This window comes from Erythrobacter sp. S57(2025), assembly GCF_057365055.1.
This window is the reverse complement of record NZ_CP200299.1, coordinates 2887315-2910377: the sequence shown is the minus strand read 5'-3', so window position 1 is coordinate 2910377 and position 23063 is coordinate 2887315. Positions and strand designations below refer to the sequence as shown.

At 57.6% G+C, this 23063-nt stretch carries 21 protein-coding genes and 1 pseudogene; 13 read left to right on the top strand and 9 right to left on the bottom strand.

All coding sequences use genetic code 11. The features are described 5' to 3' along the window. Positions 1–3: 3 nt before the first annotated feature. On the top strand, positions 4–387 hold the full coding sequence (locus tag AC0V6N_RS13940) for a bactofilin family protein (protein WP_486172142.1): 384 nt from the start codon (positions 4–6) through the stop codon (positions 385–387). Positions 388–449: 62 nt separating this feature from the next. Here the strand turns inward: AC0V6N_RS13940 and AC0V6N_RS13935 are convergent, their stop codons facing one another. The 3 genes from AC0V6N_RS13935 to AC0V6N_RS13925 all read right to left on the bottom strand — a co-directional run bounded on the left by AC0V6N_RS13935 (position 450) and on the right by AC0V6N_RS13925 (position 4198). After that, complete coding sequence (locus tag AC0V6N_RS13935; protein WP_486172141.1) at positions 450–2126, bottom strand: long-chain-fatty-acid--CoA ligase; 1677 nt, start codon at positions 2124–2126, stop codon at positions 450–452. 114 nt (positions 2127–2240) lie between these two features. Continuing rightward, the gene (locus AC0V6N_RS13930; RefSeq protein ID WP_486172140.1) at positions 2241–3041 is read right to left on the bottom strand and encodes a cell cycle transcriptional regulator TrcR; all 801 of its coding nucleotides are present in this window, start codon (positions 3039–3041) and stop codon (positions 2241–2243) included. Between the two features lie 134 nt (positions 3042–3175). Next, complete coding sequence (locus AC0V6N_RS13925; protein WP_486172139.1) at positions 3176–4198, bottom strand: NAD(P)H-quinone oxidoreductase; 1023 nt, start codon at positions 4196–4198, stop codon at positions 3176–3178. Positions 4199–4337: 139 nt separating this feature from the next. Between AC0V6N_RS13925 and AC0V6N_RS13920 the strand changes: the two genes are divergently transcribed. The 3 genes from AC0V6N_RS13920 to AC0V6N_RS13910 all read left to right on the top strand — a co-directional run bounded on the left by AC0V6N_RS13920 (position 4338) and on the right by AC0V6N_RS13910 (position 8150). Next, the gene (locus AC0V6N_RS13920) at positions 4338–4538 is read left to right on the top strand and encodes a DUF1192 domain-containing protein (RefSeq protein WP_486172138.1); all 201 of its coding nucleotides are present in this window, start codon (positions 4338–4340) and stop codon (positions 4536–4538) included. A gap of 104 nt (positions 4539–4642) precedes the next feature. After that, complete coding sequence (gene clpA / locus AC0V6N_RS13915) at positions 4643–7051, top strand: ATP-dependent Clp protease ATP-binding subunit ClpA (protein WP_486172137.1); 2409 nt, start codon at positions 4643–4645, stop codon at positions 7049–7051. Positions 7052–7118: 67 nt separating this feature from the next. Then, positions 7119–8150: a ligase-associated DNA damage response exonuclease gene (locus tag AC0V6N_RS13910; RefSeq protein WP_486172136.1), complete on the top strand. Its 1032-nt coding sequence runs from the start codon at positions 7119–7121 to the stop codon at positions 8148–8150. 25 nt (positions 8151–8175) lie between these two features. Here the strand turns inward: AC0V6N_RS13910 and AC0V6N_RS13905 are convergent, their stop codons facing one another. Next, positions 8176–8478 (bottom strand): hypothetical protein, encoded by a 303-nt coding sequence (locus AC0V6N_RS13905; protein ID WP_486172135.1) that lies wholly within the window; start codon positions 8476–8478, stop codon positions 8176–8178. Between the two features lie 95 nt (positions 8479–8573). Here AC0V6N_RS13905 and AC0V6N_RS13900 point away from each other — a divergent pair. Further along, a pseudogene (locus tag AC0V6N_RS13900) lies at positions 8574–10192 on the top strand (cisplatin damage response ATP-dependent DNA ligase). A gap of 51 nt (positions 10193–10243) precedes the next feature. After that, positions 10244–10756: a DUF1993 domain-containing protein gene (locus AC0V6N_RS13895; RefSeq protein ID WP_486172134.1), complete on the top strand. Its 513-nt coding sequence runs from the start codon at positions 10244–10246 to the stop codon at positions 10754–10756. A gap of 10 nt (positions 10757–10766) precedes the next feature. Here the strand turns inward: AC0V6N_RS13895 and AC0V6N_RS13890 are convergent, their stop codons facing one another. From AC0V6N_RS13890 to AC0V6N_RS13875, 4 genes are read right to left on the bottom strand one after another with little or no spacing between them, the layout of a single operon-like run. After that, positions 10767–11333, bottom strand: a complete 567-nt coding sequence (locus AC0V6N_RS13890; protein WP_486172133.1) for a gamma carbonic anhydrase family protein — start codon at positions 11331–11333, stop codon at positions 10767–10769. Next, on the bottom strand, positions 11330–11878 hold the full coding sequence (locus AC0V6N_RS13885) for a GNAT family N-acetyltransferase (protein ID WP_486172132.1): 549 nt from the start codon (positions 11876–11878) through the stop codon (positions 11330–11332). The genes AC0V6N_RS13890 and AC0V6N_RS13885 overlap by 4 nt, the downstream gene beginning before the upstream one ends. After that, positions 11871–12866 (bottom strand): porphobilinogen synthase, encoded by a 996-nt coding sequence (hemB, locus tag AC0V6N_RS13880; protein ID WP_486172131.1) that lies wholly within the window; start codon positions 12864–12866, stop codon positions 11871–11873. The genes AC0V6N_RS13885 and hemB overlap by 8 nt, the downstream gene beginning before the upstream one ends. 33 nt (positions 12867–12899) lie before the next feature. Beyond that, on the bottom strand, positions 12900–14522 hold the full coding sequence (locus AC0V6N_RS13875) for a peptidoglycan DD-metalloendopeptidase family protein (protein WP_486172502.1): 1623 nt from the start codon (positions 14520–14522) through the stop codon (positions 12900–12902). Between the two features lie 277 nt (positions 14523–14799). Here AC0V6N_RS13875 and AC0V6N_RS13870 point away from each other — a divergent pair, with 277 nt between their 5' ends. From AC0V6N_RS13870 to AC0V6N_RS13845, 6 genes are all read left to right on the top strand, one after another. After that, complete coding sequence (locus AC0V6N_RS13870) at positions 14800–17460, top strand: helicase-related protein (RefSeq protein WP_486172130.1); 2661 nt, start codon at positions 14800–14802, stop codon at positions 17458–17460. A 29-nt stretch (positions 17461–17489) separates the two neighbouring features. Next, the gene (locus tag AC0V6N_RS13865; RefSeq protein WP_486172129.1) at positions 17490–17747 is read left to right on the top strand and encodes a S4 domain-containing protein; all 258 of its coding nucleotides are present in this window, start codon (positions 17490–17492) and stop codon (positions 17745–17747) included. A gap of 71 nt (positions 17748–17818) precedes the next feature. Then, positions 17819–18157: a ferredoxin FdxA gene (fdxA, locus tag AC0V6N_RS13860; RefSeq protein WP_486172128.1), complete on the top strand. Its 339-nt coding sequence runs from the start codon at positions 17819–17821 to the stop codon at positions 18155–18157. Between the two features lie 266 nt (positions 18158–18423). After that, complete coding sequence (locus AC0V6N_RS13855; RefSeq protein WP_486172127.1) at positions 18424–18957, top strand: CarD family transcriptional regulator; 534 nt, start codon at positions 18424–18426, stop codon at positions 18955–18957. 40 nt (positions 18958–18997) lie between these two features. Next, positions 18998–19894, top strand: a complete 897-nt coding sequence (locus AC0V6N_RS13850; protein ID WP_486172126.1) for a head GIN domain-containing protein — start codon at positions 18998–19000, stop codon at positions 19892–19894. 45 nt (positions 19895–19939) lie between these two features. Next, on the top strand, positions 19940–20284 hold the full coding sequence (locus tag AC0V6N_RS13845) for a hypothetical protein (protein WP_486172125.1): 345 nt from the start codon (positions 19940–19942) through the stop codon (positions 20282–20284). On the opposite strand, the gene AC0V6N_RS13840 is transcribed toward AC0V6N_RS13845, so the two are convergent. Next, complete coding sequence (locus AC0V6N_RS13840; RefSeq protein WP_486172124.1) at positions 20281–21237, bottom strand: L-threonylcarbamoyladenylate synthase; 957 nt, start codon at positions 21235–21237, stop codon at positions 20281–20283. The genes AC0V6N_RS13845 and AC0V6N_RS13840 overlap by 4 nt on opposite strands. 37 nt (positions 21238–21274) lie before the next feature. Between AC0V6N_RS13840 and AC0V6N_RS13835 the strand changes: the two genes are divergently transcribed. Next, positions 21275–23062, top strand: a complete 1788-nt coding sequence (locus AC0V6N_RS13835) for an acyl-CoA dehydrogenase family protein (protein WP_486172501.1) — start codon at positions 21275–21277, stop codon at positions 23060–23062. The last annotated feature ends 1 nt before the right edge of the window (position 23063 follow it).

The window sequence follows — 23063 nt, the reverse complement described above, 5'->3', positions numbered from 1 at the left end:
AATATGGCTCAAGGCAACTCCACCTTTTCGGTGATCGGATCAGACGTGACGATCAAAGGTGATGTAAGCGCCTCGGTGGACCTTCACATTGACGGCAAGATCGAAGGCGACATCAAATGCGCCTCGCTTGTTCAAGGCGATGGCAGCGTTATCAAAGGTGGAGTGACCTCTGACACTGCACGCATGTCCGGCAAGGTTGTAGGTTCAATCACCGCGAAAGAGTTGGTCATTCTAAAGAGCGCCCAGATCGAAGGCGATGTGCATTACGATGCTCTCACCATCGAACAAGGCGCGCAGGTTGATGGCCGTTTTGCACCTAATGCGCGTAAGCAAGTCGCAAAGCCTGCCCCTCAGACCAAGGACCCGCAGCTTCAGGTCGCCAGCTAGTCAGCTGAAATAGAATTTTCGGAAAGCGCCGCGGCCCAGTTGGGTGCGCGGCGTTTTTCGTTTTAGAGGACTTCAGCGCGAAGAGCTTTGCGGTCGAGCTTGCCAATAATGGTCTTGGGCAATTCTTCGCGGATCACGACCTGATCGACCCGCTCGTGCTTTCCGATCTTATCATTGAGCCATGATTTGAGCGCATCACCCGTATTATCCGCGCCGGTTTCCAGTGTGACATAGGCGCGCGGCACTTCACCGCGATATTCCTCAGGCACGCCAATCACGAGCGCTTCTTTCACCGCTTCATGTTTAAGGATAACGTCTTCGACCACACTTGGAAAAACCTTGAAACCGCCCACCGCGATCATGTCTTTGATCCGGTCAACAATGCTCAAAAAGCCATCCTCATCCATGATGGCGACATCGCCGGTGCGCAAATATTGCTTGTTACCGCGCGTCACGAATGTTTCGGCGGCTGCTTCGGGCTTGTTCCAATAGCCGCGCATGATTTGTGGGCCATGGATGGCAAGTTCGCCCGGTTCGCCCTCAGGGGCAAGCTTGGTGGGGTCTTCCTTGTCGAGCAATACAATCTCGGTACCCGCCACCAATTGGCCGATAGTCCCTTTTTTGCGGGTGCCTTCGTATGGATTGACCGCGACCACGCCTGAACTCTCTGTCAGGCCATAGCCCTCAACCAGTCGAACCCCTGTTGTGGTTTCGAACTTCTCGTGAACCACGGCGGGCATGGGAGCACCGCCCGAGATACAAACCTTAAGCGAAGATAGGTCCGTTTTGCCAAGGTTTGGATGGTCCAGCAGCGCCTGAAACATCGTCGGCACCCCTGGAAAGCCGGTCGTCTTGTATTTCTGGATAGTCTGCAAGACTTGGCCTGCATCAAAACGCGGGACCATCGCAATCGACGCACCAGCAGCCACCGCGTGATTGAGGAGCGATGTGTTGGCAAAGACATGAAAGAACGGAAGCGCGCCCATGAACACTTCTTGGCGCGGATTATCAGCCGGGTTGATCGCTGCGGTTTGCTGCGCGTTTTGCGAGAGCTGACTGTGCCCCAGCATCGCGCCTTTAGGCCTGCCCGTCGTCCCGCCAGTATATTGCAGCAGCGCCAAGTCTTCGTGAGTGACCTTGGGCAAATCGCCAGCCGGATCCGTAAGCACATCAGACCAGTGCTTTGTGGTCTCGTTCCAATTGACCTTGGCGATCTGACTGCGCTTTAGAAGTTTGAGCGCCGTGCCCTTGATCCGTGGCAGCATCTCGGAAAGCGCGCCGACCACAAGAGTTTCAAGCTCGGAAGCTTCAAGAACCTCTGCGGCCGTCGAATACAGCTCTGGCACATCAAGCGTCACCAGCACGCGAGTGCCGCTATCCGCGACCTGCCAACTCAATTCCTCAACCGAATACAGCGGTGAGAAATTGACGACCACCGCGCCCGCCATCATCGCGCCATAATAGGCAGAAGCGTAGATAGGCACATTGGGGAGGAACAATCCAACCCTGTCGCCCGGCTTGATACCCATCGCGATCAAGCCGCCAGCAAAACGCTGCGCTTCATCAAACATCTCTTGATACGAATAGGTGCGCCCTAGGAAATGCAGAAACGGTGCAGATGGGTCGTGCGCAACCGTGCGCGCCATCATTTCAGGCAGGCTCAAGGATTCGAACTGCGTATCCCATGGCGTCGGGTGGTGATACGGGGTCTGGCTACTTACACTCATGTCAATAGACATGACCGATCCCAATGCTGCGCGCAAGCGAAAGCACCGCCAAAAAGGCGCAATTGAGGCCAGTATTTGCAAGGTCGGGCAAGGGCACTCTGATTTTGGGAGCGCCCTTTAGACAAATCAGTCCGCCTTCGGCTCTTCGGGAGCCTGCTCTTCGGCAGGCTCTTCCTCTGGCGGCGGCTCCGCAAAACCGGTGTTCGGCGCAGCGACTTCGCCTGCTTCTTCAGCTTCGCGTTTCTTGGCGAGCCATGCTTCGGCTTCGGCTTCTTGCGCGGCTTCAGCAGCAGCCTTCACATTGGCATCGCGTTCAGCGCGCAATTCTTCGATCAGCTTGTCCTTATCGGAACGGCCATCAACCACTTCCGCGGTTTCAGCATCTTCCGTAACACCCGCGCGTTTGGCAGCTTTGGCCACCACGGCGTCCAGCTCACGTTGTGAGCACAGGCCAAGGGTCACAGGGTCTTTTGGCTGAATGTTCTGGATGTTCCAGTGCGAACGCTCACGAATCGCGCCGATTGTGTTGCGCGTCGTGCCGATCAGCTTGGAGATTTGCGCGTCAGACACTTCGGGGTGGCTGCGCAAAATCCATGCGATGCCGTCGGGCTTATCCTGACGCTTGGACACTGGTGTGTAGCGCGGGCCCTTGGTGCGAGTGACCTCGACCGGGGCTTTGTGCATTTTGAGCGAATACTCGGTGTCTGCCTGACCTTTTTCGATCTCTTCCAGCGTCAATTCACCTGCATGAACAGGGTCGCGGCCAGTATATTTGCTGCCCGCAAGGTCATCCGCCATCGCTTGCACTTCGAGAATGTGCAGCCCGCAAAATTCCGCAATCTGTTCAAATGACAAGCCGGTGTGATCGACCAGCCAGGTTGCGGTCGCGTGCGGCATCAGCGGCTTTGGCTGATCCTTGGTCGCCATGGGGAAATCTCCAGACAAAAAATACGTCGAAAAAGAAAGGGCCGCCCCTTATCGGAGCGGCCGCGTGTTGGGCCTTAGATAGGCCAAAGCTTGCGATTGGGCAAGATATTGTGTCGTAGGCGCGCTTTTGGCGATTACTCGCCTGCAACCTTTAGCATAATCTTGCCCACATGCTGGCCCGCTTCCATGCGCGCATGGGCGCTGCTCGCCTCAGCCAAAGGCATCGTTTGATCCATAACCGGTGAAAGCTCACCTAAAGTGAAAAGTGGCCACGCATTTGCTGCAATCTCATCGGCCAAGGCTGACTTGAATGCATCGGAACGGGGACGCAGAGTGGAGCCGGTGAGTGTCAAACGGCGCATCATCACCATCGGCATGAACAGGTCAGCCTTCGCGCCGCCCAGAACTGCAATCGTCACATGGCGACCATCTTCGGCGAGGCATTTGAGGTTGCGCGGCACATAATCGCCGGAGACCATATCGAGCACGATATTGACGCCTTCACCGCCCGTGTGCGTTTTGATCGCCTCGACAAAATCTTCCTCGCGGTAATTGATCGCAAGGTCAGCGCCCACTTTGCGCGCCGCTTCACATTTCGCCTCATCACCGCAGGTGACGATCACTTCGATATCAAAAGCCTTGGCGAGCATGATCGCCATCGTGCCAATGCCAGACGTTCCACCATGGACAAGCAACCGCTCACCATCGCGGGCCATGCCCCGCTCGAAGACGTTGTGCCACACGGTGAAAAGCGTCTCTGGCAAGGCAGCCGCTGTCAAAAGCGACATGTCATCGGGAACTGGCAAGCAATGTTGCCAAGGTGCTGTGCAATATTCAGCGTAACCGCCGCCTGGCGTTAGCGCAGCAACGCGCGCGCCCAGCATCTCGGACGGGACATCGGAACCAATCGCTACGACTTCGCCCGCCACCTCAAGCCCCAAAACGGGTGAAGCGCCAGGAGGGGCCGGATAATGCCCAGCTCTTTGAACGCAGTCAGGGCGGTTCACGCCCGCAAAAGCCACTTTGATCAAAAGGTCGCCTGTGCCCACTTTCGGAAGAGCGATTGTTTCGATCGCCAACACCTCAGGACCGCCCGGATCAGCGAAACCAATTGCTTGCATTGCTTCAGGAAGATCAGGCGCGCTCGCGTCAACCATATGAACCCCTATTGTGATGCTCTGCCAAGCATCGTTGCGCCCCAAATCGCGTTAAGGGGCCAAATCCTTAACGCATGGCAAGCAATTAACCCCCAAGCGCATTGACAGCAAGCGGTCTTAATTGCGATGTTCGTAATCAATGGACGATTCCGATCTTCCGCGCCCAAAAGGCGATGCTGCTGAGAAACTGGCGGCAGAGGATTTGTCCCCCTATTCGCAAGATGAGCTGGGGGACCGTATCGCTCTACTCGAAGCCGAAATCACCCGTGTAAAAGCGCACCGCGACAAGGCCAGCGCCCACCGCGCGGCAGCCGATGCTCTGTTTAAGAGCGGTGGGTGACAAGATGATCGACACTACGCAACATCCGGTCTCGCAATTGCTGCGATGCGCCCCATATACCTTCCAATTCCTCCTATCCGCCCCCTGCAAAAAGACACACATCCATGCCTAGTTTTGCCCAAAATCTCGAACGCACGCTACACAATGCGCTGTCGCATGCCTCGGAACGTCGCCATGAATACGCAACGCTTGAGCATTTGCTGCTCGCGTTGATTGATGATGAGGATGGCGCCGCTGTGATGGCGGCGTGCGGCGTTGACCTTGCTGAACTGGGCGAGGTGGTGAAGCAATATCTCGATCAGGAATATCAGAGCCTAAAAACCGAAGAAGACGCTGATCCGCAGCCAACCGCTGGCTTCCAAAGGGTGATCCAGCGCGCAATTCTGCATGTGCAATCATCGGGCAAGGATACAGTGACCGGCGCGAATGTGCTGGTAGCGCTGTTCTCTGAGCGGGACAGCTATGCCGTCTACTTCTTGCAACAACAGGATATGAGCCGCCTGGATGCTGTCAGCTACATCAGCCACGGCATTGGCAAGGGTGGTCGCCAGCTTGAATCGAAATCACCCGAAGGCGGTGAAGAAGGTGCGCCCGCCGAAGCGGAGGCAAGCAAAGATGGCGGCAACAAGAAAGAGACCGCGCTCGACCAGTTCACAGTAAATCTCAATGCGAAAGCGGAAGCCGGCAAAGTTGATCCGCTGATCGGTCGCGGGCCAGAAGTGGACCGCACGGTCCAAATCTTGTGCCGGCGGTCAAAGAACAACCCGCTTTACGTTGGTGACCCCGGCGTCGGTAAAACCGCTATTGCCGAAGGTCTTGCCCGCAAGATCGTTGAAGGTGATGTGCCAGAAGTGCTCGAGGAGGCAGTGATCTACTCGCTCGATATGGGCGCGTTGTTGGCAGGCACACGCTATCGCGGCGATTTCGAAGAGCGGCTCAAGCAGGTCGTTTCCGAACTCGAAGGGATGCCTGACGCAGTCCTGTTTATTGATGAAATTCACACGGTGATTGGCGCAGGCGCGACCAGCGGTGGGGCGATGGATGCCTCAAACTTGCTCAAGCCTGCTCTTTCAGGCGGTACGATCCGTTGCATCGGTTCGACCACTTACAAAGAGTTCCGCAATCACTTCGAAAAAGACCGCGCGCTGCTGCGTCGCTTCCAGAAAATCGACGTGAATGAGCCGACTATCGAAGACACCGTAAAGATCCTTAAAGGTCTGCGCACAGCCTTCGAAGAGCATCACAATGTGAAATACACGCCAGACGCATTGAAAACGGCTGTTGAGCTGTCGGCGCGCTACATCAATGACCGCAAATTGCCCGACAAGGCGATCGACGTGATTGATGAAGTGGGCGCAATGCAGATGTTGGTCCCGCCCAGCCGTCGCAAAAAGAAGATCACTGCGAAAGAGATCGAGCAAGTCATCGCGACTATGGCGCGTATCCCGCCAAAATCGGTCAGCAAGGACGATAAGAAAGCGCTCGAAAACCTCGACCGCGATCTGAAGCATGTCGTGTTCGGTCAGGATGAAGCCATCACCCGCCTTGCCACCGCGATGAAGCTTTCACGCGCTGGCTTGCGTGATCCGGATAAGCCAATTGGCTCGTTCCTGTTCTCGGGTCCAACCGGCGTTGGTAAAACCGAGGTCGCGCGGCAGCTTTCGAGCATAATGGGCATCGAACTCAAACGCTTCGACATGTCCGAATATATGGAGCGTCACTCGGTCAGCCGCTTGATCGGCGCGCCTCCGGGTTATGTTGGTTACGATCAGGGCGGTTTGCTCACTGACGCTGTCGACCAGAACCCACATTGCGTGTTGCTGCTCGATGAGATCGAGAAAGCTCATCCCGATCTGTTCAACATCTTGCTGCAAGTCATGGATAATGGTCGCTTGACTGATCACCACGGCAAAACGGTCGATTTCCGCAATGTCGTGCTGATTATGACGACCAATGCGGGTGCTGCGGCGATGGCAACACAGGGTATCGGCTTTGGCGATGTGTCCAAAGAAGACGCAGGTTCCGAAGCGGTGAAGAAGATGTTCACCCCGGAATTCCGCAACCGCTTGGATGCGATTGTGCCGTTTGCCTATCTTGGCCGGAACACCGTTGCGCGCGTGGTCGACAAGTTCATCCTTGAGCTTGAACTGCAGCTCGCCGAACAAAACGTCCACATCCAGTTCGATGGCGATGCCCGCGATTGGCTTGCGGAAAAAGGCTATGACAAACTGTATGGCGCGCGTCCGATGGGCCGCCTCATTCAGGATAAGATCAAGCAGCCGCTCGCCGAAGAACTGCTATTTGGTAAGCTGGCCGATGGCGGCGAAGTGCATGTCACGGTCAAAGACGGCAAGCCAAGCTTTGAGCTGACACCGGCCCCGCCCAAGACAAAGCCCAAGCGAAAGGCTCCGGCGCGTAAGAAGCCAGCGGCCAAGAAAGCAACGCCGCCGACGAAGGATGGTCCGGCAAAGGACAACAAGCCGGAACAATCGGGTAGCGATAAAGAAGGCTGATCCAGAGGACAGGCATTGAAAGAGCGCGGGCCGGGAAACCGTCTCGCGCTCTTTTCGTTGAGAGCACATGAGCGCGCCTTTTTCCTGGATCCGGCCTGAGCCATGGGGCGTGCATGTGGTGCCTGCCGATTGCTGGATTGATCCGGGACGCGCGGTCGACAAGGCGCTCGTCACCCATGGCCATGCTGATCACGCGCGCGGTGGCCATGGTGAGACCATTGCAACCCCTGAAACGCTGGCCATAATGGAGTTGCGCTATCGAACTGGCGCACAGGATGATGAGGGGCAAATCCCGCATAAAGCTGTGCCAGTGCAATATGGCGAGACGATCCGATTGGCGGGCGGGGTCGATGCGACCTACATTCCAGCAGGGCACGTGCTGGGTTCAGCGCAAATTTTGCTTGAACACGCAGGCGAGCGGGTGGTGATCACCGGTGACTACAAACGCCGCGCCGACCCGACCTGTGCGCCGTTTGAAGTGACGCCCTGCGATATCTTTATCACGGAGGCGACTTTCGGCCTTCCCGTGTTTCAGCATCCCCCGATTGCAGACGAGATGGCGAAGCTCTTAGTCGCTCTTGGTAATAATCCCGATGGTAGCGTTTTGGTCGGGGCCTATGCCTTAGGCAAAGCGCAAAGGGTGATAGCCGAACTGCGCGCAGCCGGTCACAAGGACCCAATCTACCTCCACGGTGCGATGGAGAAGATGTGCCGATTATACGAAGGATTTGGCGTTGATCTGGGCGAGCTTCGGCTCGTCAGCGACCATGCCAAAGTGGATATGCGCGGCTCCATAATCATTGCCCCGCCATCTGCTATGAATGATCGTTGGTCTCGCCGATTGCCTGATCCCATCACCGCTATGGCCAGCGGTTGGATGCGGGTTCGCGGCCGGGCGCGTCAACGCGGCGTTGAACTGCCGCTGATTATCTCAGACCACGCCGATTGGGATGAACTGACACAGACCATTCGCGAAGTGAACCCCGCTGAAACATGGATTACCCATGGGCGGGAGGCCGCTTTGCTGCGCTGGTGCGAGCTAAACCAGCGCCGTGCAAGGGCACTGGCCCTTGTCGGTAGGGAGGAAGAGGATGACTAAAGCCGCCATCCCCTATCCCGAACAATCAGCTCAGAGCGGAAAGCTCAGTGGTGATCGAGGTAATGATCTCATCGGTGATCTGACCTTGCGACCATGGCTTAAGCGCGACCAAGCTCATCGTCTTGAACTCTTCATAGGCAGGGTGCTGATCAAGGCCCGGCAGATGCTTGAGCACAACGGCTTTCGCGCCATCGTCAGCCATCAGAGTGGCAATTGGGCTGTTTATCGTCAGCGTGGCCTGCGCCGAGGCTTCGGCGTGAGCGTCAGCAAATGCAGGAGTGGCAGCGCCAGCAACAAGCAAAAGGGCGGCAAAAGGCATGAATTTCATCGGTCGATCGTCCTCTATCTGATCCGGTTCCGCGCGTTTAACGCACGCACATGTCTCCCATATGAAGCCCGCTGCGCATGGCAAGGGATCATTCGATGAAAGCCTTTGCCGCTCTACTGGATACTTTGGTCTACACGACCAGCCGCAATCGCAAACTTGCGCTGATCGCCGAGTATTTGCGCGAAACCCCTGATCCCGATCGCGGGTGGGCTTTAGCGGCGCTGACGGGAGAACTCGACTTTCCCGCAGTCAAAAGCTCAACCATCCGTAATCTGATGAAAGACCGCGTTGACCCCGTGCTTTGGACGCTCAGCCGAGATTTCGTCGGCGATACGGCGGAAACGGCGAGCCTGTTGTGGCCAGAAGGCGAGGTCGCAGAGAATCCACCCAGCGTCGCGCAAGTTGTGGAGCTGCTTTCCAGCGTCAACCGCAACACCGCCCCCAAAGAGCTTCCCAAACTCCTCGATCAATTGGACGCCAATGGCCGTTTCGCGCTCATCAAACTGGCCACCGGCGGTATGCGGATCGGCGTGTCCGCGCGGCTTGCCAAGACCGCTTTTGCGCAAGCCTTTGATGTGGCGCTGGATGAAGTGGAAGAATACTGGCACGCGCTGGAGGCTCCTTATGAGAGCCTGTTTGCATGGGCTGCAAATGGGGGAAATCCGCCCGACGTTTCTAACGTACCGCGCTTTCGTCCCTTCATGCTCGCGCATCCGCTAGAAGAGATAGAAGTCGATCTGGCGGATTATGCGGCGGAGTGGAAGTGGGACGGCATCCGCGTTCAGATTGTGCGGGTGAGCAAAGAGGACGGAAGCAGCGAAACCCGGCTCTATTCGCGCAGCGGCGATGACATTTCGGCGACCTTCCCCGAATTGCTCGATACGCTGCCTGTGGATGCGGTGCTTGATGGCGAATTGCTGGTGCGCGGCGTGTCTCAGGGGGAGAAGAAGGAGGCGCCGCTAGTTTCAATGCGCTTCAACAAAGGCTGGGGCGGAAGACGGTTTCGAAGAAGATGCTGGCCGAAGCGCCCGCCTTTATTCGGCTCTATGATGCGCTTGTGATCGCAGGTGAGGATTTGCGCGAAAAGCCTTGGGCGGAGCGGCGCACCTCACTTGAGAGGCTGATGCCGCAATTGCCCATCAGCCATTTCGATATTTCGCAGATCGTGGAAGCGCGTGACTTCGCGCACCTCGCCGACATTCGCGAGGGCGCGCGCGAGGATGCGATTGAAGGGCTAATGCTCAAACGCCGCGACAGCCCCTACATTGCCGGTCGCAAAGTGGGCCTTTGGTATAAATGGAAGCGCGATCCGCTGCTGATCGATTGTGTGTTGATGTATGCGCAGCGCGGCAGCGGGAAACGGTCGAGCTTTTACTCCGACTACACCTTTGGCTGCTGGGACGGCGAACCGGATGCCGATGGACTTGCCGGCGCAGAATTACTGCCCGTGGGCAAAGCCTATTCCGGGTTCACCGATGCTGAACTGAAGAAGCTCGACAAATTGGTGCGTCAGACCACGCTCAACAGATTTGGCCCGGTTCGCGAAGTCGAACGCACGCTCGTCTTCGAGGTCGCCTTTGACAGCGTGCACACTTCCAAGCGTCACAAAAGCGGTCTCGCCATGCGTTTCCCCCGCATCCACCGCATCCGCTGGGACAAGCCAGTGCATGAAGCGGACCGGATTGAGAGCCTGAAGGCCCTTATTCGAGATTGAGTTGCAAAATAAAACTGGTGTGCTTAGATTGGCTCCAAAGAGGAGACATTCATGACCCTGTATGACCAATCTATCGCCGTTTATCGCAGCCGCCTCGACACACTCATCGGTTTGCTCACCAAGGCCGAAGCGCATCCCAAAGGTGACGCGCTGCTCGACGCTAAGCTCGCTGACGACATGCATCCTTTTGCCACACAAGTGCGCTTTGTCGCGAACTTGCCCGGCGAAGCGCTGCCGCGATTGACCAGCCGGGAATTCACTTCGAGCGATGACAATGCAACCACACTTTCCGGTGCAAAGGCAGCTTTGGCAGACACGGCTGCGCTGCTGGATTCAATCGAAGCCTCTGAGTTGGTGGCACAAGATGCGAAACTCGTGGTCGCCATTCCCAATGGCATGGAATTCACCATGAGCGCGGAAGAATATGTGCGCGATTGGTCGCTGCCCAACTTTTATTTCCACCTCACCACCGCCTATGCGATTTTGCGTTCAGAAGGCCTTGAGATCGGGAAAGCAGATTTTGTGCCGCATATGATGCGCTACGTGACCAAAGGGCCGTCGTAACCGGGAGACGCTAACCCATCGCCTCCTTCACCGCATCAGCATGATGCTTGGCATTCTCGGCATAGTGCGCCGTGCCCACCTTCATGCCCATGATGGCTGCATCGGAGAGGTCTTTGAGTTTTTTCGCGGGGCGACCCGCCCATAGCTCGCGGGGGCCCATGACTTTGCGTTCGGTCAGCATGGCGCCTGCAGCCAGCATCGCGTCCGAGCCGATCACCGCCTTGTTCATCACAATCGCGCCAAGGCCGACAAAGCCGCGGGTCTCGATCGTGCAACCGTGAACCATCGCCATATGGCCTATCAGTACCTCATCCCCGATGATGAGGGGTGAGCCTTCTTCGTCGCCCGGACGCGGGGGATCACAGTGAAGAACACTGCCATCTTGCACATTGCTGCGCTCTCCAATGCGGATTTTGAAGACATCTGCACGCACAACGCAATTGTACCAAACTGAGCTGCCCGCGCCGATTTCGACATCGCCAATGATCGTCGCCCCCGGAGCGATAAAGGCGGTTTCATGGATTTTGGGCGTTTTGCCATGGATCGGGATGATGTTGGCGCCCGGATGTGCGTTCATAAGGTGGCTTCCCATTCTTCGCGGGAGATTGAGTAAGCGATAATGCTCTCAGACCCGAATTCGGTGCTTTCAAAGTCGAGATCTTCACGGCGGCGCATGCCAAGCCGCTTCATAAGCCCCCAGCTTGGCCCGTTTTCATGCACGGTGAAGGCGATGATATGAGGCATGTCGAATTGCTCAAATCCGACCTTGAGCGAGGCAGCAGCGGCTTCGCGCGCATACCCCTGGCCCCATGCATCTTCGCGCAGGCGCCAGCCGATTTCAGGTTCATCCATCGGTCCACCTTGCTGGTTTGAGCGCTTAAGCCCGCAAAAGCCCAAGATCTCGCCATCATCGCGGCGTTCCACTACCCAGAATGTGTGGCCATGGTCGCGCGTATAACCATCAATCCGGTCGCGCATCCAACGATGTTTTTCCGGGGGCAATACCCCGCCCAGCCATTCCATAACCGCAGGTGTATTGGTGTGCTGGAAAAACGGCTCCCAGTCCTCCTCACGCCAATCGCGCAGGATCAGCCGCTCGGTTTCGTAGCGAAAGTCAGCCATTCAAAATTCGTGCGGCCACAGGCGCATGATAGGTGAGTATTCCAGAACAGCCTGCGCGTTTAAATGCGAGCAGTTTCTCCATCAGCAATGCGTCGCGGTCGCCTGCACCCACGCTGGCAGCAGCTTCGAGCATCGCGTACTCACCGCTCACCTGATAGGCGAAGACCGGCACGCCAAACCGGTCTTTCACGCGGTAGATGATGTCGAGATAGGCAAGGCCAGGCTTTACCATCACGCTGTCTGCGCCCTCAGCAATGTCCAACTCCACTTCGCGAAGCGCCTCGTCCGAATTGGCAGGGTCCATCTGATAGCTTTTCTTGTCGCCTTTCAGCAGTCCCCCAGAACCAACAGCATCACGGAATGGCCCATAAAAGGCGCTCGCATATTTGGCAGCGTAGCTCATGATCTGAACATTTGGATGATTGCCCATTTCCAGCGCCATGCGGATCGCGTGGATACGGCCATCCATCATATCTGACGGGGCAATGATATCCGCGCCCGCCTCTGCCTGATTGAGCGCCTGATCCACCAACATCGCCACGGTTTCGTCGTTGACGACATAGCCAGCATCATTGAGCAAGCCGTCTTGGCCGTGGCTGGTATAGGGGTCGAGCGCGACGTCGGTAAGCACGCCGATATCATCGCCGCACGCATCTTTAATGGCGCGGATCACGCGGCACATCAGATTATCTGGGTTATGCGCTTCGGCCCCGTCATCGGACCTGCGGTCTGGCTGGGTATTGGGGAAGAGCGCAATAACCGGAATGCCAAGGTCCACTGCCTCTTTCGCGCGGGCGACGATGCCATCAACAGACCAGCGCGATACGCCCGGCAAGGAAGTCACCGGCTCCTCCACACCCGATCCATCGGTCACGAAAAGCGGCCAGATGAGGTCCGCTGGTGTGATCAGGGTTTCGCGGTGAAGCGTGCGGCTCCAGGCGGAAGCACGGGTGCGACGAAGGCGGGTGTTTGGATATCTACCGGTCATGGCGGCAGGTGTTGCCGCAAATAAGACCTGCGATCAATCCACCTCTTGCGTGAGGTCGATCTTCTCAATCTCGCGCTCAGGCTCATCAATCTCGCTCGGAAGCGGCTCCAGATCAGCCAATGCAGCGCCCGCTGGGATTTCCTTCAGCTGAATAAGGCGACGTTGGAAATCAATCAGTTCAGTGCCTGACAGGACAGAGCGGGTGACAAAGTCAACGCTCGCCGGGTTGATCGCACGACCGCCCCGATACATTTCGTAGTGGAGGTGCGGGCCGGTAGAAAGCCCGGTGGAACCGACATATCCGATCACCTGACCACGCCGTACGCTCTGTCCGCGCCGCACAGCCATTCGGCTCATATGGCAGTATCGTGTTGACAGCCCGCCACCATGATCAAGCCGCACAGCATTGCCGCAACCGCCTGCGCGCCCAGCCGACGTTACGCGGCCATCGGTGACCGCGACAATCGGCGTGCCATGGCGAGCGCGGAAATCCATACCCGCATGGAGGCGACGATAACCCAGGATCGGGTGGCGGCGCATTCCGAAGTTTGAGGAGACAGCACCCGGTACTGGACGGACCAATCCGCGTTTTTGCTCACCCACGCCCGACGCTTCGTAGAATCGGCCATCTGATCCCCAACGCATCAATTGCGTCTTGGCTGCACCAGCACGTTCGACACCAGCATAGAGGAGCTGGCCCGCTTGCCTTTCGCCCGTCGCCGCCCGGCGATAGGCGATAATGACGTCAAACTCGTCAGTTGAGCGGACCTCGCGATCCATATCAATCTGCTCATTAAGGGTGCGCAGATAGTCTTGCACCGCGCTCGCTGGGACGCCCGCTGCGCGCATGGACCGGTACAGGCTTTCGCCCACTGTGCCGCGCACCCGCAAAGGCGTGTCGTCAACACGGATGACATTGCGCGCTAATGAAAGCTCTCCGCTCTCGCCGGTTTCAGCGCTGGCGTTAAGACGTCCGATTTCAAGCTCTAGGTCAAAACGTGCGCGGAATTTCAAAGCGTCAAGTGGGCGCGATGCTCCCGGTTCCGGGCGACGACCAAGGACGATGTCGATCTGGGTGCCCGGTTCAATTTCCGATAGCGGCATGGCGTCACCGATCAGCGCACTCACTCGGCCAATATCACCCGAAGCCACACCTGCGCGGCGTAGCATGCTTGCGAAACTGTCACCTGCAGCAAGCGTCGCGATCAGTTCGATCCGAGGCCGCTCAGGCGCATTTTCGAGCGGAATGACGTTTGCAGTTGGCCCCATCCGGCGCCCGCTATCCGCGCCCAACGCCAGTGGCATAATCATCTGGCTGCGGAACTCATCACGAATTTCTTCGCTTTCCGGCATGGCTGCGCGGGCGGCCAGCGGGGTGAAGCTCGGCCAGAAAGCGACCGCGACTGCGCCCATGACAACCATCGTGCCAACCCCGCGGAACCAGCGACGGCTGCCAATGTTCTCAGCAAGGTTGGGAGCCATATCAAGCCCACGAAACCATTCGCCCGCCTTCAGTTTCCATTCGTCATAGCGTTCAGCGAGGCCGCCGACGCGTGACAAAACCTGACGTTTGACGCGCTGCGATGTCGTTGGCACCGCCAAAGCTCGCGAGCTTTGGAAGTAGGGTGCAAACTCACGCGCGGTCTCTGCGTCCATCTGCGGCTCGCGCACCTCCTCTGGCGGCTGACGGATAAAATCGTCCGAGCCGGGCGCTTGGAGACCATCAGGGTCACCATTGTCAGGAAGGTCGCTTGCGTGTTCCACTGCGTGCCTCTTTGGCAAAACAAGGTAAATCTGCACTTAACCAGCGATCAGCTGAGTCCCGTTTGCGATAAGGTGTTCTGCGTATATGCCAAGAGGCACGCTGCATCAGTCCCAAACTGACGCGTAGCCGCTTGTTGCCCCAACCGATCAAGCCTGACAAAACAGCACAGTGACCTTCTCCGCCCTTTCCAATATCTCTGTCCGCCCCAAAAGTGACAGCCGCGTGCGCGCAGTTCTGGGACCAACCAACACCGGAAAAACGCATCTCGCGATTGAGCGGATGTGTGCCCATTCCTCTGGGATGATGGGTTTCCCACTGCGATTGCTTGCGCGCGAGGTTTACGACCGGGTGCGGGCGATCAAGGGCGATGACGCGGTGGCCCTGATCACTGGCGAACAGCGAATTGAACCACCCAATGCGCGCTATTTCTGCTGCACGGCAGAGGCGATGGACCGGCTGGGCGGTGGCCATGCTTTCGTTGCGATTGACGAGGCACAAATCGGAGCTGACCCCGAACGCGGCCACATCTTTACGGACCGGCTCTTGAATGCGCGCGGGCGTGAGGAGACCATGATCCTTGGTTCAGCCACGCTAGAGCCACTGGTCAAACGATTGATACCCGGCGCTGAAATGGTTGAGCGTCCGCGCTTCTCGACGCTCAGCCACACCGGTACGGCCAAGCTGTCTCGCTTGCCCCCACGCAGCGCGGTCGTCGCATTCTCGGTTGAGCAGGTTTACGCCATGGCAGAAGCTTTGCGGCGGTTTCGCGGCGGGGCGGCTGTGGTGATGGGAGCCCTTTCGCCGGAAACCCGCAACAAACAGGTCGAACTGTTTCAAAACGGGGAGGTCGACTACATCGTCGCCACCGATGCAATTGGCATGGGGCTTAATCTCGATCTGCATCATGTCGCATTCGCCGCTCTTTCAAAATTCGATGGTTTGCGCAAACGCCGCCTTACCCCTTCAGAAATGGCGCAAATTGCGGGCCGCGCCGGACGGCACCAGCGCGATGGGAGTTTTGGCACGCTGACGGGCGGCGGCAGTCGCACAGGTGCGCCGCTTGAATTTAGCGATGAAGAAATCTTTGCTATTGAAGAGCACCAATTCCAGCCGCTCACCAAACTCTATTGGCGCGAGGCGGAGCCGCGCTTTGACACACTCAAAGTGCTGATCGGTGATCTGGAATCCAAACCACAAAACGATGCCCTTCGCCGTGCACCCGAAGCGATAGATGTTGCCGTCCTGAAGCGTCTGGCTGAGGAACAGTTGGGCAAAGACGTAAAAGGATCGGGCAGTGTACGGCGTTTTTGGGAGGCGTGTTCGCTCCCCGATTTCCGGCAAGTCGGCGTTGACCCGCATGCCCGCTTTGTCGCGCGGCTTTGGCAAGACCTTCGCGAAGGATATCTGGGCGCTGATTTTGTGGCCGCGCGTATTGCAGAGCTTGACCGGACGGGCGGCGACATCGACACGCTGCAAGGAAGGATAGCCGCAATCCGATCTTGGGCCTATATCTGTCAGCGGCCCGATTGGGTGCTGGCGCGCGACGAGATGGCCGCGCGGGCACGCGGGGTCGAAGCAAAACTCTCCGACGCTCTGCATGCGCGGCTTACAGAGAGATTTGTCAATCGAAGGACGACAATTTTGATGAAATCACTGGGACAGGATGGCAGCGCCTTGCCTGTGACACTTGAAGCTGACGGCAGAGTAAGCGTTGAAAGCGAGACGATTGGCCACCTGGATGGGTTCCGCTTTGCGGTTGATCCCAATGCCGGGGTTGCTGATCGCAAAATGCTGCTTTCGGCGGGCGAAAAAGCGCTTCCGGGTATTTTGGCACAGCGCGCCGAATGGCTTTTGTCAGAAGGGTTGGCAGAATTGTCGATCGCGCACGGTGCGATTGAGTGGCAGGGCCGCGCAATCGCGCAAATTGCGCTGTCGGAGGATTTTTCCGAAGCGCGCCTGACTTTCCCGCGCGAACTTTCGCTGCTGCCAGATGCAGCCAGGGCGAAGTTTGAAGCCGGTCTGCTCGAATGGCTGAATGCCCAGCTCGAACCGCTTATGCCGCTGCGCAAGCTCGCCGAAGCCGCCCGCGATCCTTCTGCAGGCAGCGAAGCGCGCGCTTTGTTGATCACTTTGATCGATGCGCGCGGCGCGATCAGCAGGGAGAAAGCCGGGCTTGAACACCTGCCCAAGGAAATGCGACCGTTCTTGCGGAAGCTTGGCGTGACTTTTGGCGCATTGGACATTTTTGCTGGCCCGCTGCTCAAACCTGCACCGCGCAGGCTGCTTCACGCGCTGGGCCTTGATAAAAGACCTCTCCAAGAGATGATGCTGCCGGTGCTGGCTGAGAACAAGACGGTTCCTGCTGGATACAGGTTGGCAGGGGGGCAACTGATCCGGGTTGATCTGGCAGAGAAGATCCTGCGCGCGGCGTTTGAGGCGCGAGGTAAGGCCACAGCCGCAAACCCAAAGGATCGCAATGTAAGATTTGCGATCGACCTCGCGCTGCCGATTTCGATTGGGCTCGAAGAAGAGAATGCGCGCAGGCTGCTTGGCAGTGCGGGCTTTCGCTTGCAGCGAGCGCGATCATTGACCGAAGGGGCACACGGCCCACCCGCTCCCGATTGTTGGACGTGGAGACCGCGGCGCCCTGGTGACAAATCGCATGGTAGGAAGGGAGCGCCCGCCAAGGGTGCGAAAGGCAAGCCCGACCAAAACAAGGGCAAGAAACCACGCGGTGGCCACGAGAAAAGGCCGCGCCCCGCTTCCGATACCGGCCCTGCGCGCGCGGGTGGAGCGTTTGATAAGCTCGCGGATTTGCTGGGCGGATGACGGAAAGTTCGCAGGAGGAAAGGTGCACAATGCGCCTCGACAGACTTCTGGTTTACCTGCGCTTTGCCCGTACCCGCTCCGCCGCCCGCGCCATGATCGAAGGCCGCGCTTTGCGGGTGAACAGAAAACATGTGCAGCGCATCAGCGAAAACATTTCTATCGGGGATGTACTTACCGTGATGGTCGCAGACCAAGTGCGAGTTGTTGAGGTTTTGTCGCTACCTGTCCGGCGGGCATCGCCTGCTCTGGCAAAGTCACATTATCGAGAGCTTGACCCTCAAGGCTAATTACCTTTAGCAGCGCGCAAACTAAAAATTCGCTGATCGTTTCGGTCACTTGCCAAGATGAAAGACGCTCAATGACTTACGTCGTCACCGATGACTGTATCAAATGCAAATATACCGACTGCGTGGAAGTGTGCCCGGTCGATTGCTTTTACGAAGGCGAGAACATGCTGGTTATCAATCCCAGCGAATGCATTGATTGCGGTGTGTGTGAGCCTGAATGCCCTGCGGAAGCCATTCTGCCTGACACCGAAGATGGGCTTGAAAAATGGCTTGAGCTGAACACGAAATTCTCCGCCGAATGGCCCAATATTACAGGCCAAAAAGACCCTCCTGCTGATGCTGATGAGCACAAGGGCGAGAAGGGCAAATTTGAGAAATACTTCAGCGCCGAGCCAGGCGAAGGCGACTGATTCGCACGATTGAAACTGCGCCAGAACAACGCCTTTCATTGCAGGAAATTCTGCGACTCGCAATTTTGTTGCGAGTGTGCTATATAATGATGCAACCGCGCTGGTTGGTCCCAGCGATGGCGACGAAAACCAGAAAGGCCACAACCCAGCTCATACGTTTTTGAACGGCACCAGTTTCGGTTCGAGCTCCACCCATCGGGGCTGAACCGAGAAGCTTGTTTGCCCGTCCAAATACCGCCGGGAAGGCCCTTGAGAAAGGAACTCGCATGGCAAGCAAGGCACCCGCCTTTACCGTTGGCGACTACGTTGTTTACCCAAAGCATGGCGTTGGCCGTGTCACTGAAATTCAGAACGAAGAGATCGCTGGTATGCAGCTTGAGCTCTATGTTCTGCGGTTTGAAAAAGAGCGCATGACGCTGCGCGTGCCCATCAACAAAGTCGAATCGATCGGGATGCGCAAATTGTCTTCGGACAAAACGCTGAAAGAGGCGATGGACACGCTCAAGGGCAAGCCCAAGGTAAAGCGTACCATGTGGTCGCGCCGCGCCCAGGAATACGAAGCGAAGATCAACTCAGGTGAAATTGTCCTTATCGCAGAGGTCACACGCGATCTCTTCCGTCCGGACGATCAGCCAGAGCAGAGCTATTCAGAGCGCCAAATCTTCGAAGCCGCCTCCAGCCGTCTCGCCCGTGAGCTTGGCGCGATGGAAGAGACCGACGAAGCGACAGCGCTTGAGAAAATTCTCGAAGTCCTGCGTGAGCACGCTCCCCAATATTACGAGAGCGAAGAAGAGAGCTAAAACGCATTCTCGTCGCTAGAAGTAAAAAAGGGCTGCCCTGATGGGTGGCCCTTTTTCATTGGTGCTTGCAACGCTCCCATGGGTGTATTATGTAAACAATACACATTGGGATTTGGAGTTTGAGATAATGAGCTTTTCAGCGAAAAAAGCGGCGCCGATCGCCATATTGGCAATGAGCACGATGGTATCGGGATGCGCCTATATTGTGGGTGACTTTAACGAAGTTGAAGGTGTCGCTTTGGCGGAGCTCGACGTGTCAGCCCCTGCGCCGGACGATGTGCAGCTCGCAGGGCCGGACAATGTAATCATCACGCTGAGCGATGATTTCGTCATCACGGTGGAAGGGGACTCTAGCGCTACCGAGGCCCTTAGGTTCGATAGGGATGGTGACAGGCTCACCATCGCCCGCGACCAGAACGTTTATGATGGCTCAGCCAAAGCAACTGTTCGCATCGCCATGCCAGCCCCTGACGAATTGGGTGTCGCAGGAAGCGGCCGTATCGAATCCGAAACAATGGCCGACGACGCTGAGCTTTCCGTAGCTGGATCGGGAAATATCGTCGTTACTGCGATGGAATCAAACGAGCTTGAGGTTGGCATTGCGGGCAGCGGCAATGTCGCTGCCACCGGCACCGTCCAACAGCTCGAAATCAGCATCGCGGGGTCAGGCAATGTCGACTTTCGTGAATTGAACGCTGAGACAGTCTCAGTCGACATTGCGGGATCGGGCGACGTAGACCTCGCATCAGACGGAACGGTCGCTGCCAGTATCGCCGGATCGGGCGATGTGAACGTAACAGGTTCGGCCACCTGCACCGTCAGTGCAGCAGGATCAGGATCGGTCACCTGCCGTCCAGCAGCGATCGCCGCTGACGACCCCGGCACTGATGCGGCGGCCACTGTTGACGAAGAACAGGACACATCCGCCGCAGAATAAGCCGCTTCGGACGAAGCCTTGCTTGCATTCTATTGAGGAGCGCGCATGATGCTGGTCATGCGCGCTCCTTCCCTTTTGGCCCTTTCTGCAATGTCGCTGGTGCTTTCCGGTTGCCTTGCCAAAGCGGCAGCCGACGTCGTGACAGCCCCCGTTCGAATTGGGAGCCGCGCCGTTGATCTTGCCACAACCAGCCAGTCTGAGGCCGACCAGGCGCGAGGGCGCGAAATCCGCCGCCGCGAAGAGCGCTTGGGTAAGCTGGAACGCGAATACGAGAAACAAAGCGAAGATTGCCGCGATGGCGATCAGGAATCTTGCCGGGATGCGGTCGAGACGCGCGCCGAAATTGAGGAATTGCTGCCGTCCATCCCGGTTGAACCCGAGGACGACTAGTCCGCAGCAGCTCTGCGCAACCGATCGTTGATCGCCCGCCCGATCCCTCCTGACGGAATAGGGGCGACAGCAATGCGCGGCTTTGATGACGCGGCCCCCATGTGAAGACATTCGTATAGCCACGCTGCCGCCTCAGTCAGATCTGCAGTCACGGACAAGTTGCAATCCCCCTCGCCCGTACCGAACGCGATGAAGAACTCATCAGAATGCGCGCTATCGGCGTTCAGCCGGACCGGCTTTCCAGGCGCATAATGGCTAGCAAGCTGGCCAGGCGCTTCAATCGCGCCTTTGCCGGTCGCGGAAGGCAATGATGTGCCGAAATGCTGACGGTGCAGCGCGTCCAGATCGACAGGTCCGGGTCGCAGCTCTTCCCACACACCGCCCTCTCGGATTGCGAGAATGCTGGATTCGACGCCCGCCTTAGTGGCCCCTGCATCGAGCACCAGATCGATCCGACCATCTAGCGATTGCATCACGTGCTCTGCCCGCGTTGGGCTGATAAACCCGCTGCGATTGGCGGATGGCGCAGCGATGGGGAAGTCGACCGCTTCTAGCAATGCTTGCATCACGGGATGCGCGGGCGCGCGGATGGCGAGCGTATCCAGGCCCGCCGTCACTGCCTTTGCAAGGTTCGCATTGGGCCTTGCGGGAACAACCAGTGTGAGCGGCCCGGGCCAATGCTGCGAAACGGCAAGCTGCGCCGCTTCAGGCCACTCAGCATAGAGCGCCGCCTGCTCTTCATCTTGAACATGGACGATAAGCGGGTTGAAACTGGGGCGCCCTTTTGCTGCGTAAATTTTGGCAACTGCCTCAGCGCTATCGGCCCGCGCGGCAAGGCCATAGACCGTCTCGGTTGGTACAGCGACCAGACCACCTTCGCCAAGGATTCGCGCAGCTTTTGCGATTCCCTGGGCGTCTGCCTGCATCACTTCCGTAACGTTCTTGCCGCTCATGGCCGGGTCGCTATATTCTTATGGTCCGCCTGCCAAGATGCAGGCCAATATCAAGCAATCGAATTCCAAACGAGTATCACCCGTGACACCTTACACACCCCCTACCCAAGACCAGCTCCTTGCCATCCGGATCAATGCCGGAATTGAAGAGATTGCCTCTAGTGAGAAGTTCTCTCACGCAGAGCCCGACCTCGTCGAAGCCATCGTCGAAGGCGTGGGGCAGTTTGCCGCTGGTGAGTTCGCTCCGCTTAACCGAGTTGGCGATTTGGAAGGTGCAAAGCTCGAAAACGGTGTGGTCCGCCTGCCTGAGGGGTTCAAAGAGGCTTACGAGGCCTATGTCGAGCAAGGGTGGAACTCGATTGCAAGCTCGGTCGATCATGGCGGACAAGGCCTGCCCTTTACCTTGTCATGCAATGTGTTGGAAAACCTCGGCGCTGCCAACATGGCTTTCAATCTGCTCCCAATGCTTTCCGTTGGCGCGATTGAGGCGCTGGAACATCATGGCAGCAAAGACCAACAGGCGAAGTATCTGCCTGATCTTATAAGCGGCAAATGGTCAGGCACAATGAACCTGACCGAACCAGCCGCCGGCAGCGACGTTGGCGCGCTTCGCTCTACTGCAGAACCCATCACGGAAGGCCCGCATGCTGGCAAGTACAAGATCGTGGGCCAGAAGATCTACATCACATGGGGCGATCATGAGCTGGCCGAGAACATCATTCACCTCGTCCTTGCTCGCTTGCCCGGTGCACCGGAGGGGTCGCGCGGTATCTCGCTCTTTGTTGTGCCTAAGTACCACGTAAATGACGATGGTTCGCTCGGTCCGCATAACGATCTTCGCCCTGTGAGCCTAGAGCACAAGCTTGGGATCAACGCCTCACCCACTTGCGTCATGAGCTATGGCGACAATGATGAGTGTATTGGTGAACTGGTCGGCGCGGAGAACCGCGGATTGATGGCGATGTTCACGATGATGAACAATGCGCGGATCAATGTCGGCAACCAGGGCACGCAAATTGCCGAACGCGCGACGCAGCAGGCGATTGCCTATGCGATGGATCGGGTGCAGTCTGCTCGCGCTGGCTCCCCTGACAAAAACCCTGTTGCCATTATTGAGCATCCCGACGTGCGGCGGATGGTGTTGCGGATGAAGGCGCTGACCGAAGGTGTCCGCGCGCTCCTTTATTACTGCGCAGGACAAGTCGATCGCGGAACGATTGGCGATTCTGATGCCAAAACTCGAGCCGAAATCCTCGTTCCCCTGCTCAAAGCATGGGGAACCGATGTCGGCGTCGAGGTGTCAGGGATTGGCATCCAGATTCACGGCGGCATGGGCTTTGTCGAAGAAACCGGCGCGGCACAGCATTGGCGGGATTCGCGCATCGCTCCGATTTATGAAGGGACCAACGGGATTCAGGCTGCCGACCTTGTGACGCGCAAGCTGGGCCTCGAAGGCGGCGATGCGATGATCACGATGTTCGATGCAATTGCCCACGATGCTGGCGAAGAAGCAGGGCTAGCACTGCTGGCCAAAGAATGTGCTGGGATCGTGCGCTGGATGCGCGATGAAGCAAGCCTCGATGATCGTCTGGCTGGCAGTGTGCCATTCTGCACGATGGCTGCTGTCGCAGTTGCGGGCTCTGAAATGCTCAAACAAGCACGCGCAGTGGAAGCTGGCGCTGCGCCTTCTTTGGCGGAGAGTAAGCCGGTCACAGTGCGTTTCTTCCTCGACCGCATAGTGCCAGAGGCTATGGGGCTAAAGGCGGGCGCGACCGCCGGCGCCGATCTGCTCTACTCAATCCCCGCCGCGAAATTGGCTGGGTAAG

Coding starts and splice junctions, on each gene's coding strand:
- AC0V6N_RS13845 (WP_486172125.1), top strand. CDS start 19,940: ATGATGCTGGTCATGCGCGCTCCTTCCCTTTTGGCCCTTTCTGCAATG.
- AC0V6N_RS13890 (WP_486172133.1), bottom strand. CDS start 11,333: ATGAACGCACATCCGGGCGCCAACATCATCCCGATCCATGGCAAAACG.
- clpA (WP_486172137.1), top strand. CDS start 4,643: ATGCCTAGTTTTGCCCAAAATCTCGAACGCACGCTACACAATGCGCTG.
- AC0V6N_RS13920 (WP_486172138.1), top strand. CDS start 4,338: ATGGACGATTCCGATCTTCCGCGCCCAAAAGGCGATGCTGCTGAGAAA.
- AC0V6N_RS13840 (WP_486172124.1), bottom strand. CDS start 21,237: ATGAGCGGCAAGAACGTTACGGAAGTGATGCAGGCAGACGCCCAGGGA.
- AC0V6N_RS13875 (WP_486172502.1), bottom strand. CDS start 14,522: ATGGACGCAGAGACCGCGCGTGAGTTTGCACCCTACTTCCAAAGCTCG.
- AC0V6N_RS13865 (WP_486172129.1), top strand. CDS start 17,490: ATGCGCCTCGACAGACTTCTGGTTTACCTGCGCTTTGCCCGTACCCGC.
- fdxA (WP_486172128.1), top strand. CDS start 17,819: ATGACTTACGTCGTCACCGATGACTGTATCAAATGCAAATATACCGAC.
- AC0V6N_RS13930 (WP_486172140.1), bottom strand. CDS start 3,041: ATGGCGACCAAGGATCAGCCAAAGCCGCTGATGCCGCACGCGACCGCA.
- AC0V6N_RS13885 (WP_486172132.1), bottom strand. CDS start 11,878: ATGGCTGACTTTCGCTACGAAACCGAGCGGCTGATCCTGCGCGATTGG.
- AC0V6N_RS13910 (WP_486172136.1), top strand. CDS start 7,119: ATGAGCGCGCCTTTTTCCTGGATCCGGCCTGAGCCATGGGGCGTGCAT.
- hemB (WP_486172131.1), bottom strand. CDS start 12,866: ATGACCGGTAGATATCCAAACACCCGCCTTCGTCGCACCCGTGCTTCC.
- AC0V6N_RS13850 (WP_486172126.1), top strand. CDS start 18,998: ATGGGTGGCCCTTTTTCATTGGTGCTTGCAACGCTCCCATGGGTGTAT.
- AC0V6N_RS13925 (WP_486172139.1), bottom strand. CDS start 4,198: ATGGTTGACGCGAGCGCGCCTGATCTTCCTGAAGCAATGCAAGCAATT.
- AC0V6N_RS13895 (WP_486172134.1), top strand. CDS start 10,244: ATGACCCTGTATGACCAATCTATCGCCGTTTATCGCAGCCGCCTCGAC.
- AC0V6N_RS13835 (WP_486172501.1), top strand. CDS start 21,275: ATGCAGGCCAATATCAAGCAATCGAATTCCAAACGAGTATCACCCGTG.
- AC0V6N_RS13855 (WP_486172127.1), top strand. CDS start 18,424: ATGGCAAGCAAGGCACCCGCCTTTACCGTTGGCGACTACGTTGTTTAC.
- AC0V6N_RS13935 (WP_486172141.1), bottom strand. CDS start 2,126: ATGTCTATTGACATGAGTGTAAGTAGCCAGACCCCGTATCACCACCCG.
- AC0V6N_RS13940 (WP_486172142.1), top strand. CDS start 4: ATGGCTCAAGGCAACTCCACCTTTTCGGTGATCGGATCAGACGTGACG.
- AC0V6N_RS13905 (WP_486172135.1), bottom strand. CDS start 8,478: ATGAAATTCATGCCTTTTGCCGCCCTTTTGCTTGTTGCTGGCGCTGCC.